Consider the following 17435-nt stretch of genomic DNA (forward strand, 5'->3'; position numbering starts at 1 on the left):
CCGAAATTCGGGTGTCGAAAACAGGCCAGAAAGCGACTATGGTTTATGGTGACTTTATTGCCATATTCGCTGTAGAAAACAAATCTTACGCGGTAAATCAGCCGAATTTCGAAAACTTTTTTCAGGCGATTTTAATTTGTCAGTAAAACATATATTTTTGTCTTACAACCTCTGAACAGACTTACCGTTAGACCTTTCCATTTCTCCTATTGAATTTCCTTTCTGGGTAGCTTTTTAATGAACCACAAAAGAATGGGAGAGATGAACTGTAATTTTACGTACCGTTATGTGAAAATATTTGCCCTATTAATTATTTTCCTAAATATCTATTCTACAGGATTTTCACAATTTACGAATAGTGGTAACCTTCCAAACGGCGATGGTACATATTCGAGCTTTCCAATGGATACACAGCTTGTTGCAAGAAATCCGGCAACCAACAAGGCAAGTATTCAAATTGCATTCATTGTAACAAAAAGCATTCAGGACATTCGAATAGAGATTTTTCGGGATGGTAATAATGATGATAATTACGATGGGCCACAGGATAGTAAACGTACTGTCTATATAGGAAATGGTCCAATAAATTACTCTGATACAATACAGATACCGGCTGAATTATTCAACTATCGTATTCGACTTGCGTATAGTTCCAACAGCGTTTGGTTAAGCAGGAACAGAATTGTTGCTGGTGATGCTATTTATATACAGGGTCAGTCTAATGCCGAAGCAAAGCCATTTGGTAACGATCTGGCCAACAATTCTGCAAATAATGATGCTGGTTCAAATCGGCAATGGGTTCGTGTTTTTGGCGGAGGAGGAAATACTCCACGATGGTATGTAGGAAGCGGTGTTAAAGGTTATAATGCCGATGCCAGCCTTGGCCAGTTTGGGCTGAGAATAGGTTCCCAAATAGTTCAAAATCAGTCAATCCCTGTGGCCATTATGAATGGAGCTGAGCTTGGACATCCAATAAGTTATTTTCAGAAAGACGCTCCTCCTGATCTGTATTCAAACTTTACGACTAACAATTACCAAAGAGAGTTGGCCCGTTTAACACAAGCGGGACTAAAAAGTCATATTAGAGCGGTTATTTGGTTTCAGGGAGAATCCAACACCTATACTTATACAAATCCTTCAACAAATGAGGTGGAGGGTGAGAAGATTAATACAGTGCAGTATATAGCCGCATTCAACAAACTATATCTGGATTGGGAGACAGACTTAGGTCGTGCGGAAAAATATTACATATATCAGATCAAACCAGGGTGTATTAATATTTCCACTCCGGAATCAAGTCTTCCAATACAGGAAGCTCAGCGACGACTTGATTTGAACAATCAACAGATGGAAATTATTTCTACCAATAACCTTGATAAATATTCTGACAACTGTCATTATAACTACATTGGAGGCTATCAGGAAATAGGCAATAGAACTTATACGCTGATCTCGCAATATTTTTATGGTGCTCCGGTTTTAGCCAATACAATGACACCCGTGGCAATCAGTGCCGCATACAGTGCAGTTAACCTCAGCAACAGACCCAATAAAATTCAGATCAGACTCAATTTACCAACAGATAATCTGGTCGTCAACGGCGATATGACGACATTATTCAAGTTAAATGGACCTGCCGGAAATACGTATACTATCAACAGCGTTAGTATTGTCAATAAGGCTACTTTGCCAGCAGTTAATAATGTAATTGAAATAGGGTTTACTTCCAGCGGCTCCGATAACCCTACCAGTGTTTCACTGCAGAGTTCGGCATCAAGATTTGCAATTCCCTCAATTGCCAACAATGGAGGCAATGGTCTGGGGCTGATCAATTTCAGTGAACTCCCCATCGATATCGGTATCCTCCCGGCTGATCCTTTGAACCTGCGCGTAAACAACAACGGGGTATCTAACAACCTGCTGTGGGATGCCGAAAATAACATTGACTTCGAGAAATTTGAAGTGCAGAAAAGTGCTGACGGAAACAATTTCGCCACCATCAGCGAGATCAGCTCCTCAAGCGTGACCACCACTGCTCATTATCAGTACCTGGATATCAAACCCAATGCAATCCGTAATTATTACCGGATCAAGGCAACCAAAAATGATACAAAAATTGTATACAGTGATATAGTTGCCGTTAACAACCGCGCTAATAGCTTACCCGGATTGACCATTTACCCCAACCCGGTAAAAGACAGGGCGAATATCAGTCTCACGCTGAAGAAAGCCAGCAGCGCAACCGTCCAGATTTTTGATGCCAACGGAAGGATGGTAACAAGCAGAAAACTGGTATTGCAAAAAGGCAGCAATATGTTCTCTGCCGGTGAATTGATTGACCAGCCTTCCGGAATTTATATGGTTCGTGTAACTACCGATGACGGCGTTTATACCGGCCGCGTGGTGCGGGTGAAATAAAGATTGAGCAAGATCTCCCGTCAATAAAAAAGGGCCCGTCTGCATCCGCAGCGGGCCCTTGCTTTCATGGTATCACAGGGTGTTATAACTTCTGGAACTTCTTGACGGAAGCCGGCAGTTTGTCGAATTGTACGCTAAGTACATAAGTGCCCGCTGTCAGGTTGCTCAGGTTGTATTGTTTGGTAAATGTGGTTCCTGTCTTGTTGATCTGATCTGTCATCACCACCACGCCGCTGATTGTGAACACTTTCACCACCGCGTTACCTGTTACGTTATCATCCAGTTTGAAATTCATCGTGGAGGAAACGGGGTTGGGCCAGATGGTCAGGTTGGATGTGCCGGTAGAACCATCAGTTCCGACAACAGTCGTGCGAAGCTGATCGGTTGCAATTGCACCTTTATCATCCTTTACGGTAAGCTGGAAGGTGTATACACCAGGTACCAGTCCGTTCACTTTAGTGGTCATTGCATTCGGATTCTCGATAACCGCGCTGGTGGCACCGCTTACCAGTTTCCACTGATACATGACGATCTTTCCATCATTATCAATCGACCATGAACCATCCAGGGTGATCCAGGAAATGGGCTCATTAATGGTTTTGTCGTCACCAGCTTTAGCAACCGGTGTCTGATTGGTAGACGTCGCATTTTTGAGCACTTTTACCACAATGGTGTCAGCATCTTTCTGGCCGTCGTTATCAGTTACTTCCAGTTTGAAAGAGTAGGTACCCTCAACAAGGCTGGAAATTGATGTCCTGGCTGTAGATGCCGTACCGATTACAGCAGTACCGCCACTGATCTTGGTCCATACATACGATTTGATCGTACCATTCGGATCTGAAGAGCCGGAACCATCCACTGTTACAGAATTGGTCGGCAGATAGATCGTCTGATCAGCTCCTGCGCGGGCAACCGGTGCAGTTGCTGCAGTTGGTGCAGACACATTCAGCGTAAGGGTAGCCGTTCCTTTTGCACCATCATTATCAGTTACCTGCAGCGTAAATACATAGGTTCCCGGCTTGAGGCCGCTCGCCTGTGCTGTTGCTGAAGTACTGTTGCTGATGGTTGCTGTGGAAGGACCACTCTTTTGCGTCCAGCTGTAAGCCGTGATCTGGCCATCATTGTCATAGGAGTCAGCTCCGTTCAATGTTACGCTGGTACCTACCAGATCCTGCACACCAACTGTTTTGGCAACCGGTGCCTGATTGGTGCTGGTAGCAGCTTTAACGGTAACCGTAGTGGTCGCGGAAGCTGTTGCACCTTTGTCATCTTTGATCGCCAGTTTAAAGGTGTAGATTCCTGCTACGAGACCTGACACGGTTGGCATGGACGATGTGGTGGTATTGAATTTTGCTGTATTGGGTCCGGAAACCTGGCTCCAGGTATAGCTTGCGATCTTACCATCCGGGTCATATGACTTGGATGACAGCTGCGCACTGCTGGTGGGCAGGGTAATAGTTACCGGTGCACCGGCATCAGCTACAGGGGTCTTGTTGGTAGCCGTTGCTGCATTTACTGTTACAGTCATGGTAGCAGATCCGGTAGCGCCCTTATTATCGGTTGCTGACAGCTTAAAGCTGTAGCTTCCCTGAACAAGGTTGGAAACCGTAGCACTGGCAGAAGTCGTAGTGTTGAAAGTTGCTGTATTCGGACCGGATACCTGGCTCCATTTGTAACTGGCGATGCTGCCATCACTGTCTGTAGCACTTCCGCTAAGGGCCGTAGTGCTGGTCGGCAGGGTGATGGTTTTATCTGAACCTGCATTTACTACTGGAGCTTTGTTGGTTGCTGCTGCGGCATTCACGGTAACGCTTACAGTTGAAGATGCTGCTGAACCATCATTGTCAGTTGCCGTCAGCCTGAAGCTGTAGGTTCCCTGAACAAGGTTTGACACAGTTGTGCTCGCTGCAGTTGTAGTGCTGAACGTTGCCGTATTGGGGCCGGAAGCCTGACTCCATTTGTAGCTCGCGATGCTGCCATCTTTGTCGGAGGCGCTGCCGCTAAGAGCAGTGGAGTTTGTTGGCAGGGTAATGGATTTCGCCGAACCCGCGCTAACCGTAGGTGCAGTATTCGCAGCCGCATTTACCGTTACGCTGACGGTTGAAGAAGATGCGGAGCCATTGTTGTCGGTAGCTGTCAGCTTGAAGCTGTAGGTTCCCTGAACAAGGTTGGACACTGTAGTGCTTGCCGCAGTGGTGGTGCTGAATGTTGCTGTATTCGGGCCAGATGTCTGGCTCCATTTGTAGCTGGCAATGCTGCCTTCCTTATCAGAAGCGCTGCCGCTGAGGGAAGTGGAACTTGTCGGCAGGGTAACAGATTTATCTGAACCCGCACTTACTGTCGGTGCTGTGTTTGCTGCCGCATTTACGGTTACGTCAACAGTGGCTGACGCTGTGGCGCCATCATTGTCCGTTGCGGTCAGTTTAAAGGAATAATTTCCCTGTACCAGGTTGGATACTGTTGTGTTCGAAGCAGTTGTTGTGCTGAATGTTGCAGTATTGGGACCTGAAACCTGGCTCCACTTGTAACTTGCGATGCTGCCGTCGCTATCTGCGGCGCTACCGGAAATTGATGTGGAATTTGTTGGCAAGGTAATGGCCTTGTCTGATCCGCCTGTTACGGTCGGAGCTTTATTGGCTACAGGTGCCGCATTTACCGTTACGGTTACGTTATCGGAAGCAGTCGCTCCCTTGTTGTCCGTCACAGTAAGTTTGTAGGAATAAGATCCCTGTACCAGGTTGGAAACAGTACATGATGATGATGATGATGAATTAAAGCTTGAAGTGTTCGGTCCGGAAACCTGGCTCCACTTATAACTTGCAATACTACCATCGCTGTCGGTACCGCTGCCACTCAGCGTTGTTGAGCTGGTGGGCAATGTGACGGTTTTTGACGAACCGGCTTCTGCCACAGGTGCTACGTTTGGTGTTGTAGTGCTTGCCGCTACGGTTACCGTTACATCATCGGTATCGGTTGCACCGTCGTTATCAGTTACGGTAAGCCGGAATACATATGTTCCCTGTACAAGTCCGCTTACGGCAGTGCTCGCATTACCGGAATTGGCAAAAGTGCCTGTGCTTGGACCGGATATCTGGGTCCATTTATTAGTAGAGATTGAACCATCTGCGTCAGATGAATTGCTGCCATTTAATGTTACTGATGATGTGGGAAGCGTAATGAAAAGATCACTACCTGCTGCGGCAGTAGGAGCAGCATTGGCAGGAGTAGTTGAGCCGGTTACAAAGCTGCTTTCGCTTGCCGTGTTGTCGCCGATCTTTACGTCATCCACATAATAAATTCGTTGTGTAGTGGAGGAAGATGAACCGCTGCCCATCCAGAGCCACTTGTAGATGCCGAGCTTCCAGTATGCAGGCCAGCTGCCATTGTAGAAGCAGGGGCCTTTGTAATCAAGCACAACTTTCCCGTTCAGCCAGATTTTCACCTGACCGGAACTGGTGTATTGAGGATTGTAATAAACCACCCAATCATTCCACTGGTCGTAACCAATGTTGCCAAGATCAAAATACTGTGTGGTAACTTTTCCGCCGTTACAATAATCTTCTGTTGAAGAACGGATTACGATACGGTACTTTCCGTTTTTCATTTCAAAAGCAAGGGGAGGAGAGGCGGAACAGTCAGGGCTCTTATCATGCCACTGGGAGAAAATTTCTTCCGCTGCATCTACCTTACAGGTAGCAGATGGAAAATAGTTGGACCATTTCCACCAACGGAGATTAGGATTAGCCTGACTTTCTGAGGAAGCGGAATTGTAAACCAATTCTGCGCGTTTGTTGCCGTAAGTGGCTTCAGGATCTGTCTTGTTCAGTTCAACCCGCAATGCGGATGAACCGGTTTTCTTCTGGGCTGTGGATTGAGTCAGCGAATACGAGCAGCAGTACTCGATACTTTTCCATCCTGCTTTCACGTCCGAAGTCTCAAATGAGCTTTGCATCAACACCCCCGTCTGCGCCTTACCAAATAAGCAGTTTAACAATAGGAGTACGGATAATGCAATAATTCTTCCACCCAGGATTTGTGGTGCTGGTTTTGTCATAATTATTGGATTGTACTTACAAAATACAAACTGGCTAAACCCAAATACTATGCCATAATGTTCCAACACTACAAACGTTGATAACTTTCCTCGACGCGGCAAGGAAAATCCTCAAAGTCTCATCAGGTACGGGTTGTGGCCATTTTTTGTCAATTATAGACAACTGGAAATCACACAATAGTATAACAGATTCGGGCGCCTTTTATTGTGGAAAAGAAGGCATTCAGAAAACATATTATTAAAGCATAAGTCATTGGATTTACTAATCCTGAACATTATCTTTGTCCCACCTCCCTGATTAGTAATCCGATATCTTTTTTTAAACCCCAGGATTTTTAATATCCACAATTCTTTCGGTTAAAAGGCGTTAAGAACTGGACCTGTAGTTTTTACGAATGTTTTTTAATGTAAATGGGTAGAAATACTAGGCGCATTTCCTAGGAAAATCGGAAGAATAAATGAATTTCCAATATACAACGGACTGTCTATGAGATTTTTAGTACAAAAAAATGTATTTTTTTGGATTTTGATTGGTACCCTTTTGGCAACTTCTTGTGCGAGCCCCGAAAAAGCGCGGTACTTTAATGAGCTACCCAACGCAGAATACAGGATGCCTAATGATAATCCAGATCCGATTATTCAGAAAGGAGACATCCTTAACATTACAGTATCGAGTCTGAACCCGGCTGAGAATGCCATTTACAATGCGCCAATCAACAGTGTCACGTCGGCCAATAACTCCAACAGTATTGCTAACCTCACCGGTTACCTGGTAACTCCTGAGGGCAGGATCACATTTCCCGTCCTGGGGGAAATGAAAGCAGCGGGACTGAACAAGAAACAGCTCCGCGATCAGATCGTTAATGAGCTTACCACTAAACAACTCCTGCTGAATCCGGTTGTCACCATCAGGATCCTGAACTTCCGGGTTACCGTGCTGGGTGAGGTAGGCCGTCCAAGCGTTATTGATGTTCCCAATGAAAAGATCTCACTGCTCGAAGCCATCGGTTTTGCGGGCGATATGACCCTTTATGCAAAACGTGATAACGTTTTGCTTATCCGGTCTGAAGAAGGTAAAAAAATTACCCGCCGTATCAACCTGAATACTGACGAACTTTTCTCTTCTCCATATTATTACCTGAAATCAAACGATATCGTCTACGTTGAATCAAACAAGGCAAAAGTGCAAAGCACGTCCAGGTCGAACACCCTTCTGCCGATCCTGCTCAGCGCCCTGGCCTTCGTTGCGATCATCGTAGACCGAGTTGCTTACTAACGAATAATTACCTTACCAAATGGCTGAAACCACTAAAGTCCCAACCGCAAAAAAAGAGCAGGATATCTTCAAGGTATTGGTACAGCGGTATGTTCCCTACATACCAATGTTCGTGCTGGTGGTATTGATTTGCGGAATACTGGCATTCCTGTATTCCAGGATTACCGTAAGGACTTACGAAATCACGGCAACTGTACTGATCCAGGACCAGAAAAAGGGTATGGATGAGTCAAAGATGCTCGAAGCGCTCGATGTATTCAAGGGAAAAAAGATCGTAGAAAACGAGGTGGAAGTTTTGCACTCCCGCGCCCTGATGCGCCAGGTGGTAAAAAACCTTGGCCTTTATTCCACGGTCACCCAGCAACAGGGATTCAAAAAGATGGACGTTTACAGCAATGCGCCATTTTATATCCGGCTGAAGTCGCTTGAAGACATGGTTATTGCTGAAGATGTTCCGTTCGTGTACAAACCAGATCTGAGACAGGTCGTAATTGAAGGAAAACCCTTCCCGTTGAATCAATGGGTCAATACGAAGTGGGGTGAATTGAGTTTTATCTCCAACAACAATTACAATCCACCTGCAGAACCTGTAGAGTACACCTTCTCGATCAGCCCCGTGAAAACCAAGGAAGAAAAACTGATCAAGTCCCTGGAAGTTATCACCCTGAATAAACTGGCCAGTCTTGTTACGCTTCGCCTTAATGACTCCGATCCGAAAAGAGGAGAAGACATTCTGAATGAGCTACTTTCCCTGTACACGAAAGCAGAAGTGGAAGACAAAAATATCCTCGCCGGTAATATCCTGAACTCCGTTGAAAACAGGTTGCGGTTCGTCGTGGGTCAACTTGATTCTGTTGAAAATGCAATTCAGCGCTTTCGTTCCAACCAGGGTGTAATTGATATCAGCCAGCAGGGTAAACTTTACCTGGAAAATGTTGGCCAGTACGATAAACAATTACAGGATGTGAATATCAAAGTGGCCGTACTGGATGAAGTTGAAAAATATATCAACTCCAAAAATGTAAGTGGTACTGTAATGCCCTCAGCCCTCGGTGTTGAAGACCCCGCACTCGGTACTATGATCACTAAGCTGAACGATGCGCAAAGCGAATACGACAAACTCCGCAAGACCACAGCAGAGCAGAGCCCGTTAATTGTAGGCATACGCGACCAGATTGATAAACTGCGGCCTGCAATACAGGATATGGTTACCAACCAGAAACGTAACCTTCAGATTACCAAGCAAAGTCTTACCAGCACCAGTGAGCGTTATACCGCTATGCTGGGATCTATTCCACAGAAAGAGAAGCAGTTGCTGGAGATCAGCCGTCAGCAAAGTATCAAAAATGAAATTTACTCTTACCTGCTCCAACGCCGTGAAGAAGCTGCATTGTCGTATTCTACCGCCAAGGCAGATTCAAAAGTGATCGATGCTGCTGAGTCATCTGAAAAGCCGGTAAGTCCTAAAATGTCTGTCATTTACCTGGCTTCAGCCATCTTCGGAACAGTACTGGCTGCTTTATTCATTGCAGTAAAGGAAACATTCAACCGTACAGTGCTTTTTCGCAAGGAGATTGAAGAAATATCCCATGTTCCGGTTATCGGTGAATTGATTCACGTGCGTAAGGCCGACCCGGTAGTATACCAGGATAAAGAAAAGGATTTTGCTGTGGAGCAGTTCCGATCGCTGCGGAACGCACTGACTATCGGCGCCGGCAAAGAAAACAACCAGACAATCTTCATTTCGTCCGCTATGCCCAATGAAGGAAAGTCATTTGTAAGCCTTAACCTGGCGTTAAGCCTGGCAGCCCTGTCTAAACGCACCCTGCTGATCGACCTGGATGTTGATCATCATAAGGTATCCACCCATGCGGGAATGGACGGTAAATTGGGTATCGGTGATTATCTTACTGACGGAAAAAATGTTCATGATATCGTCCACAAATCCGCGTTACATCCTTTCCTGAGTGTATTGCCCTTCGGTACCCTGGAACATTCAGGTGTGGAGATTGGCGGATCAGAGAAGGTGACGGATTTGTTCCGTGTACTCAAAACGCAATTTGACCATATAGTGGTGAGCGGCGGGGCATACAGTCTGAACGCGAATGCGCAGGCTATTTCCCAACTGGCAGATGCCAGCGTGTTCGTAATCCGGCACGGCATGACGCCAAAATCGGCGCTGCTGATGCTTACTAACGAAGGCAAACTTGAAGGCCTGAAACGCCCCTACCTGGTTTTCAATGACGTTAGGAAACGTGGTTGGATGAAGGGCGGATACGGTTTCGGTTTTGGATATGGTTACGAATTGAAACCCGCCTTCTGATTCAGAAAGCGGTAAGGGTTAGGTTAGGCTGGATTTGTAGTGTAAAAGATCGGTGGCTTTATTTAAGCGAATCTGCTTGGTCTGCCTGTGGGACTGAGGAGGCGAAGCTTTGAATGGAACACTACCCGTACATACGAAAAATTTGATACATGGCTGAGCAGAGGAAATGGTATGCTATCCGCATGAAAGAAAACTGGAGTGAGAAACTGCCGTCTTTACTCGAGAATAAAGGCGTAAGCTGTCTGTCACCCGTAAGCCCGGCGATTCGCCTGGGAAAACGCGTTCGTTCCAATGAACCCGGGTTTCTGGAATCACTGTTATTTGTAAGGGCCGAAGCAGATAAGATTGCAATGATTTCTGCTATGAAGGGCGTGGATCATTTGTTCTACTGGCACCAGCAGCCTGCTTTGATCAACGAACGGGAGATCCTGGTTATCCGGTACTTTACCGAGATCAATGAAGATTTGTTTTTTGAAAAAATACCGGTCAATCCCGAAGGAGAGATTGTTTTCAACACGGGGCCATTTCTCCTGATGGATGGTGATTCCTATGATGTAAAAAGCAAAGCCATAAAAGCCGAGCTTCCCACCTTGGGTTACATCGTTGCTGCAGAAGTTCACGGTGAATTCAAAGATCCTGTAATGGTGCTCAGTTCACAGGAAGATTTCAAATTTATTCTGGAGAACAGGTAAGTCTGCATGAAATCGCAAATTCCTATTCTGATCCTCCTCGGATTGATTGCCCTTTTCCCTGTATTGGTTTTCAGGGCAAAAGACGACAATAAGAACAAGGTGTATCTCGCCTATGTGCTGCTGATTCTTCCGTATATGAGCTTCGATCTCATGCCCGGTCTTGAGGAGTTTACAGTATTTGACCTGTTGTCATGGAGCTATTTCTTTGTGTTCCTGTTTTATAACCGGCCGGGAAGGAATTCCATTTTCGGATTACTGGGGTACGCTGTCCTGATCATACTGCTCATCGGTGTATTCAACAGCGACTTTTTCTGGCGATCCATGATGAGTTACTTACGCTTCGTTTCAGTCATCATCTTCGCAAAGGTCCTGTTGACGGAACTGAAAGAAGATCCTGACTTTTTTATGCAGCTGATGAGGATGTTGAAAATTGTGTTGCTGGTCGCACTTATTTTTATGGGCCTTCAGATGATTTTTGGTGTAAAAATCAGTGTGACGTTCAGTTTTCTCTCTGGCAACTTCATGAATCCCAATATCGACACTATCGAAGGAATTCGTTATCCCAGTTATTTTCAGGATCCGCAGAAGTTTGCCCAGTTTATTGCCGCATTAAGTTTTGTTTTCCTGATCTACGACAAAAAACGGTCCAAAGCACTCTGGCTCAACCTATTGCTATTCCTGGTAGCAGTGGTGTCTTTGTTTCTTACCGGAGGACGCGGAGGTTTACTTGGATTGGTAATCGGGTTGGGATTTCTGTACCTTTTCTTTCCGATGCGGTACAAACTGCTGTTTGCAGTACCAGTCGTATTGCTGTTTATGGTTATATCGCTGTATAAGCAGAATTTCGTCATGTTCAACCGGCAGACCGATACCAACTCTGCCCTGGACGAAAGAACTGGTTTCTGGCTGGATGCACTGACCATTTACAACAAGCACCCTTTAATGGGAATTGGTGTAGGCAACTATCAACTCTATACTGAAAGATACAAGCCGGATAATTACTGGTACGCACAGGATGAGATCACATTTTTTGATCAGCCGGAAAGCGGCTACCTGAAGTACCTGATCGAGTTCGGCCTGTTTGGGTTCACCGTCTTTATATTGTTTCTTATAATACCACTTGTCAGGTCAGTTTACCTTTACCTGGTCGGTGTGAAAGACGAGCGGCTGCTGATTCTCGTGGCGTCACCACTAAGCTGGATGATAGGATTCATCACAGTTTGCTCGCTTACCGATGTTCGCATTTTTATTGTTGTTACTTCACTTACCTGCGCTTTGATTCATGTGATGCAACAGGCAGACAAAAGTCTGGCAGAAAGAGAAGCGCATTTACCATATGGAAAAAACGCAATCGCTTAAGGCGGGGAAGAAGGTCGTATCCAACAGCCTCTGGGGTATTGGATCAAATATTCTTCAGAATGTATTTCTCGGGCTGTTCTTTGTGATCATTGCCCGGCAATATAGTAAAGCGGATTTTGCTGACTATATCGTTGCCAATAATGCCTACCAGCTTGTTGCTGCGTTCTCTACTATGGGACTTGGGCAGTGGTTCACCCGCGAAATGGTCAATGCAAAGAGCCGGGAAGCCACTGTAAACACATTTCTGAAATTACAGCTGATACTTGGTGTGGTATTTTATGTGGTGAACATGATTTTTGTATTTGCCATGTATAAGGATCCACTCATCAGGAGTATTTCGGTGTACGTTGGTATAAATATTCTTTTCGACAACATTATCTACGCTCTTAAAAGCCTGAATGTAGCCGAGCACAAACAAAAAAAGAACTTTCAGATTCTGTTGATTGAAGCAAGCCTGAAACTCCTGCTTGGTGTGGTGCTGATTTTTCAGTCTTTTTCAATTGTATATCTTTCTGTATTTGCGATTGTTTTCAGATTTCTTACGCTCAACCTTTTCCTGCGGATCGGTGCTTCAAATCTGGTTTCGCTTACCGGGCTTATCCGGCAACGCATTACCAGGAGTGACTTCAAGAACATTGTATTTGCCAATTGGGCCTTCATTGTTATCGGGTCGATTTCAGTAGTTTACTGGAGCATCGGGAAACTTATTATCTCCAAGACGCTATCGGATGCGGATATTGCGAATTATGAAATTGCGTTCAAGTTGTTTTCTATTTCTCAGATCATTCCAGTGATCATTTCAACGACGGTATTTCCCATTCTTGTCACTTACTTTAAAAACAATGATATACCCGGTTTCAGGAGGTTTTATCAGAATGTGTTTTTCATTTATTTCCTGTTTGGCCTGGTAACCTATACGTTTATTTACTCTTTTGCTGATATCTTGTTGCCATTTGCCTTTGGTGCCAAATACGGCGGAACCACGGAGCCTACGCAGATGATGTTTCTGACCATTTTACTTTTCCCTACGGCTTTGTTGCAGGCCAATGTGCTGGTGGCTATGAAGCTGGAAAAACTGGATATGATATTGAACCTGGTAAGCCTGGTATTAAATATTTCAATCAGTCTGATTGCCCTGCAGTTTGTGCGGTCGCTGACCGTTATCAACTTATCAATATTTGCTTCGTTTTTTGTGTTTCACCTGTTACAGGATATTATTCTGTACAGGAAAGGAATGACTGATTCGAAACATATATTCCTTTTTTATTCCGGATCCATAGTTTTTATTTCTGCCTATATCGCGCTTCAGCCATTTGTTCATCCCGTTGTTTACTTTGTTTTGGTATGGTTGCTTGTAGGCTTTTTTGCCATCCGTTATCTGCAGAAACACATGGATCCCGATTTGCTGCCCTGGAAGAAAAAAGCGGCTACTGCCCGATAACCGTTTTTATGTTATTCTGTTTACCCCCCAACCCTGAAAGAAAATGGTCGTACTGTATTATGCCGGAGCATCCTATCTGGATTCTGCCATCGAAGTGATCAACCAGATCAAGCACGAGGTGGAATTGCATGTTGTGATCGAAATCGCTCCGGAATCAAAAACCACCAATATCCTTGACGTTAAATCCCTGGAGGGGTTGCCGGTTCTGGCAAAACCAGAAGAAGTATTGGATGAGGTTACGCTTCGCTTTTTCCAGCCATACTGGGAAGGTGCAGCGTCAGTTCGTTTCTTCGTTCAGCAACATCCCCGTACTTTCAGCTGGCAAAGCTGGAAGGATTGCCAGGTACTGGCGCGCCATATGAAAAAGACTGGCGCGCAACTGATTCATTTTGATACTGTCAAGGCCCGTGCTTTAGGCCTCCTGCCATTTTTATACAGGCATTACAGGAAGAAGATCGCCATCACTATTCACGATCCTGCGCCACACTCCGGCGAATTCAACTGGCGGAATGTTCTTGTAAAAAAAGGATTTTTCCCTCTTGCCAAAGTATTCCTGTTTTATTCCAGATTTTCAGAAAAGACGTTTAAAGAAATTTTTCCCAACTATTCCGGAAAGACCGGCTGGATGGGTATGCATCCGTTAAGTTTCTACCGTAAATTCTGTCGTGATCAGGCAGGAGAGGGGGAAACTATTTTATTTTTTGGCAGGATTTCTCCATACAAGGGTGTGGATGTATTCCTTAAGTCAATTCCGATCGTATTGGAGAAATTCCCCCGGCAGAAATTTGTGATCGCCGGGTCCAAGAATGCAGGTTACGAATTAAGTGAAACTGATATTGCAGCAGCCGGTGAACAGCTGGAATGCAGGATAAAGTATATCTCCAACGAAGAACTTGCAGGTCTTGTTGAAGATGCCAAGCTCGTGGTGTGTCCCTATCTCGACGCTACCCAAAGCGGGGTTTTGCTGACTTCATTTGTATGTTACCGTGGGGTGATCGCCAGTGATGTAGGTGCTTTTCCGGAATTTATTGAAGAAGACAGGAACGGAACATTGGTAAAAGTGAATGATCCTGTAGCACTGGCAAATAGTATAATAGCAGCACTGGAGTCGGGGTCTTACCTGAACTGGAGCCGCTATATCAGGCAGGAAGTGGATCAGCAGCCCTGGCAACGTTCGAGGCCGCATATTTTAGGCGCTTACCGGTCAATGGCAGTATAGTGGCGGAGAAACTGAGAATAATGTTATTGGTTCCCGGATTTCCGCTCAACCGGGAGGCGATTCGTGGCGGTGTTCATTCCGCTATTCTGAATCTCGCCCCTGCACTGGCTAAACAGGGTGTAACGGTGAGAATTGTATCGCTGAATCCTGCACTCGAAAATGACACGGTTGCCCGCTGGAATGATCAGGTTGAGGTGCATTATTGCCGGATCATTAAGACTCCGGTTAAGGTGCTGGCTTACCTGATGACCGGATCGGGGATACTTCGGCGGCAGATCGACGATTTCCAACCACACCTGTTGCATTATCAGATTGGCGGTAACTTCCTGTTCACCCGGAGTTTTATCGGGAGACGGCTGCCTTACCTGCTTACAATACATGGCATCTCCATGCAGGAGGCGAAAGTGACGAGATCATTCAGAAGGAAAATGACCTATTACTTCAATGCATGGATTACCAGAAGAATCAGACCGGATAATATTATTCATATCTCGAACTATTCGAAGGCACTTTGTGGTGATGGTGGTAATCCGAAATTCCCGGTGATCTACAATGCTGCCGGAGAATCCTATTTCCAGGTTACGCAGCGGGAATCTATGGGAAACCGGTTGCTGTATGTTGGGGTGGTGGATGAACGAAAGAACCTTTTGTTACTTCTGAAGGCTATGGCAGCGCTCAAAGCCAAAGGGAAAGTATACAGGTTGACGGTTGTGGGGGGAGCCGGACAACATCCCGAATATTTTGATCTCGTCCGTTCTTACGCTGATGAAAGGCTGCAGGCTGAAGTTGACTTTATCGGCTGGCAGGAGCAACATCGATTGCCGGAACTGCTACAGCAACATGACATAATGGTGCTTCCCAGCCAGCAGGAAACTTTACCTATGTCTGTAGCGGAAGCAATGTCTGCAGGCAGGGTAGTGGTGGCCGCAAATGTAGGTGGGCTGGAAGAAATGATCCGGCACGGAGAGACAGGCTTTCTTTTTCCATCCAATGAAGAAGGAGCACTAACGGTTATCCTTGATTCCCTTTTCGACAATACAACATTGATGCAGAACGTATCGTTACAGGCAGGCTACCTGGCCAGGCAACGGTACGACAGCAACAGGATAGCGACACAAACCATCGAGTATTATTATAAAGTTTTACACCAGTCTTGAAAAAGTTGTTACGCGAAATAATCGGATTCTCCCTGGTTAAATGGTTTTTCCTGAGCAGGAAAAAACTTCACCCTGTATTGTCAGTTACCTGTCACTATCCCTCCGTTGACATGCTCCGGAATATTATTAACCAGCTGCAAAAACATGGGTACCGGATCTGCTCCCTCGACACAGTTGCCGATCTGCTTCAGCGTGCTTCTGACAGAGAAAAGGTTGCCGTGATTACGCTGGATGATGCCTGGAACAGTAACCTGGATTTGTTGCCACTGCTGGAAGAAAGAAAAGTTCCGCTAGCCATTTTCGTTCCTACAGAACCTGTTGAAGCGGGAAATTTCTGGTGGGAATATGCCCGTAAGGCGGTTGAAGAAAATGGCAGTGAATTGCCGGACGTCAAAGCGTTCAAAAATCTCCCGGATAATGATCGCAGATCGATGGTCGACATGCTGAAAAACAGGTATTCATTGGATCGCTCCTGTGTAACCAGGCAGCAGCTGCAACAACTGAGCAGTTCTCCCTGGATTACCCTTGGTTCCCATACCGTGAATCACCCCATTTTGCACCGTTGCAGTAAGGAACAACAGGAGCGGGAACTTATTGACAGTAAGGCTATTTTACAGGAATGGACAAATTCGCCTGTTCGCTATTTTGCTTATCCAAATGGAGACTATGATCAGGAAACCGTTGCGCTGGTGCAAAAAGCGGGCTACCGGCTGGCATTCACAGACCGGCACGGCGATATCTGCCTTCCCTGGAATAAACCACTGGAAATTCCCAGGAATTCATTGAATGAACATGGCGGGTATTATGAAAATTATGCAAAATTAATAGGCATATGGCAAAAGGTATTGGGGGAAAATTAGGAGAGCGCATCAGGTTGTATGGCTTACCCACGGTGCTAAAGAGGATTGTCAAACGGGCGATGGCCAAGGCCGGCTATTACCAGGAGACCTTTTATTTTTGTTCCTTCGATCTTGCCAAAACCTACCCGGTAAAACCTTTGCCGGAAGGTTTCTCCTACAAAGTGTTATCGTTAAATGACCTCGAACATGCTGCCGGGCTGTCGTTCAGCGACGAAAAACTTACCGTGTTCCGCGAAAGGTTTGCCAAAGATGGTTATACGGGTGTAGGGATTTTTGATGGCAAAAAACTGGTAGGTCTAGCGTGGATGTCGCTTAACCGCCTTGAAACGCCATTCCCCCAACCGGCAAATGGTTCAATCAGCCTGTCACCGGATGAGGGATACCTGCTTGATGCCTTCAGTCATCCGGATTACCGCGGGAAAGGATTCCATCCTTTTTACACGAGCTGGCGATACAACCAACTAAGGGATCTGGGTAAAAAATATGCAATCACAATTATCGACAAAGATAACCGGGCAGCGCGCACAACGCAGGCCAAAAACGGATTTGTCGCCAAAAAGAAAATAATCGCCACTAAATTCCTGGGCAACTGGAAAGTTGTTGTCAAGGAAACTTCGGAACCACTTGGATTTTAAT

Annotated in this window: 11 protein-coding genes; 10 read left to right on the forward strand and 1 reads right to left on the reverse strand. The window is 45.6% G+C overall.

Going from position 1 to position 17435, the window contains the following annotated elements; genetic code table 11:
• The first annotated feature begins 252 nt into the window (after nucleotides 1–252).
• Nucleotides 253–2418 (forward strand): T9SS type A sorting domain-containing protein, encoded by a 2166-nt coding sequence (locus FPE01S_RS17125; RefSeq protein WP_169749188.1) that lies wholly within the window; start codon nucleotides 253–255, stop codon nucleotides 2416–2418.
• A gap of 82 nt (nucleotides 2419–2500) precedes the next feature.
• On the opposite strand, the gene FPE01S_RS17130 is transcribed toward FPE01S_RS17125, so the two are convergent.
• A complete protein-coding gene (locus tag FPE01S_RS17130; protein WP_046370260.1) occupies nucleotides 2501–6472 on the reverse strand; it encodes a PKD domain-containing protein in 3972 nt (1323 codons plus the stop codon).
• Nucleotides 6473–7082: 610 nt separating this feature from the next.
• Here FPE01S_RS17130 and FPE01S_RS17135 point away from each other — a divergent pair.
• The 9 genes from FPE01S_RS17135 (at nucleotide 7083) to FPE01S_RS17175 (ending at nucleotide 17434) form a co-directional block, all read left to right on the forward strand.
• Entirely contained in the window at nucleotides 7083–7748 is a 666-nt protein-coding gene (locus FPE01S_RS17135; protein WP_245624015.1) for a polysaccharide biosynthesis/export family protein, read from the forward strand.
• 19 nt (nucleotides 7749–7767) lie between these two features.
• The gene (locus tag FPE01S_RS17140; RefSeq protein ID WP_046370262.1) at nucleotides 7768–10071 is read left to right on the forward strand and encodes a GumC family protein; all 2304 of its coding nucleotides are present in this window, start codon (nucleotides 7768–7770) and stop codon (nucleotides 10069–10071) included.
• Nucleotides 10072–10220: 149 nt separating this feature from the next.
• Complete coding sequence (locus tag FPE01S_RS17145) at nucleotides 10221–10763, forward strand: transcription termination/antitermination NusG family protein (RefSeq protein WP_046370263.1); 543 nt, start codon at nucleotides 10221–10223, stop codon at nucleotides 10761–10763.
• Nucleotides 10764–10769: 6 nt separating this feature from the next.
• Nucleotides 10770–12122 carry an O-antigen ligase family protein gene (locus tag FPE01S_RS17150; RefSeq protein ID WP_046370264.1) on the forward strand — a complete coding sequence of 451 codons (1353 nt, stop codon included), beginning with the start codon at nucleotides 10770–10772 and terminating at the stop codon, nucleotides 12120–12122.
• Nucleotides 12100–13563, forward strand: a complete 1464-nt coding sequence (locus tag FPE01S_RS17155) for a lipopolysaccharide biosynthesis protein (RefSeq protein ID WP_046370265.1) — start codon at nucleotides 12100–12102, stop codon at nucleotides 13561–13563. Before FPE01S_RS17150 ends, FPE01S_RS17155 begins: the two co-directional genes overlap by 23 nt.
• A 43-nt stretch (nucleotides 13564–13606) precedes the next feature.
• Nucleotides 13607–14782, forward strand: a complete 1176-nt coding sequence (locus tag FPE01S_RS17160; protein WP_046370266.1) for a glycosyltransferase family 4 protein — start codon at nucleotides 13607–13609, stop codon at nucleotides 14780–14782.
• A 20-nt stretch (nucleotides 14783–14802) separates the two neighbouring features.
• Nucleotides 14803–15939, forward strand: coding sequence for a glycosyltransferase family 4 protein (locus FPE01S_RS17165; protein ID WP_157474074.1), 1137 nt, complete (start codon nucleotides 14803–14805; stop codon nucleotides 15937–15939).
• Nucleotides 15936–16799, forward strand: coding sequence for a polysaccharide deacetylase family protein (locus FPE01S_RS17170; RefSeq protein WP_046370268.1), 864 nt, complete (start codon nucleotides 15936–15938; stop codon nucleotides 16797–16799). The genes FPE01S_RS17165 and FPE01S_RS17170 overlap by 4 nt, the downstream gene beginning before the upstream one ends.
• Nucleotides 16772–17434 (forward strand): hypothetical protein, encoded by a 663-nt coding sequence (locus FPE01S_RS17175; protein ID WP_046370269.1) that lies wholly within the window; start codon nucleotides 16772–16774, stop codon nucleotides 17432–17434. The genes FPE01S_RS17170 and FPE01S_RS17175 overlap by 28 nt, the downstream gene beginning before the upstream one ends.
• Nucleotide 17435 lies beyond the last annotated feature (1 nt).

The organism is Flavihumibacter petaseus NBRC 106054 (assembly GCF_000974785.1).
GTDB classification, from domain to species: Bacteria; Bacteroidota; Bacteroidia; order Chitinophagales; family Chitinophagaceae; genus Flavihumibacter; species Flavihumibacter petaseus.

What these genes read in the sequence shown, in the direction of transcription:
- FPE01S_RS17125 (WP_169749188.1), top strand. Translation starts at nt 253, where the DNA reads ATGGGAGAGATGAACTGTAATTTTACGTACCGTTATGTGAAAATATTT.
- FPE01S_RS17130 (WP_046370260.1), bottom strand. Translation starts at nt 6,472, where the DNA reads ATGACAAAACCAGCACCACAAATCCTGGGTGGAAGAATTATTGCATTA.
- FPE01S_RS17135 (WP_245624015.1), top strand. Translation starts at nt 7,083, where the DNA reads ATGCCTAATGATAATCCAGATCCGATTATTCAGAAAGGAGACATCCTT.
- FPE01S_RS17140 (WP_046370262.1), top strand. Translation starts at nt 7,768, where the DNA reads ATGGCTGAAACCACTAAAGTCCCAACCGCAAAAAAAGAGCAGGATATC.
- FPE01S_RS17145 (WP_046370263.1), top strand. Translation starts at nt 10,221, where the DNA reads ATGGCTGAGCAGAGGAAATGGTATGCTATCCGCATGAAAGAAAACTGG.
- FPE01S_RS17150 (WP_046370264.1), top strand. Translation starts at nt 10,770, where the DNA reads ATGAAATCGCAAATTCCTATTCTGATCCTCCTCGGATTGATTGCCCTT.
- FPE01S_RS17155 (WP_046370265.1), top strand. Translation starts at nt 12,100, where the DNA reads ATGGAAAAAACGCAATCGCTTAAGGCGGGGAAGAAGGTCGTATCCAAC.
- FPE01S_RS17160 (WP_046370266.1), top strand. Translation starts at nt 13,607, where the DNA reads ATGGTCGTACTGTATTATGCCGGAGCATCCTATCTGGATTCTGCCATC.
- FPE01S_RS17165 (WP_157474074.1), top strand. Translation starts at nt 14,803, where the DNA reads ATGTTATTGGTTCCCGGATTTCCGCTCAACCGGGAGGCGATTCGTGGC.
- FPE01S_RS17175 (WP_046370269.1), top strand. Translation starts at nt 16,772, where the DNA reads ATGGCAAAAGGTATTGGGGGAAAATTAGGAGAGCGCATCAGGTTGTAT.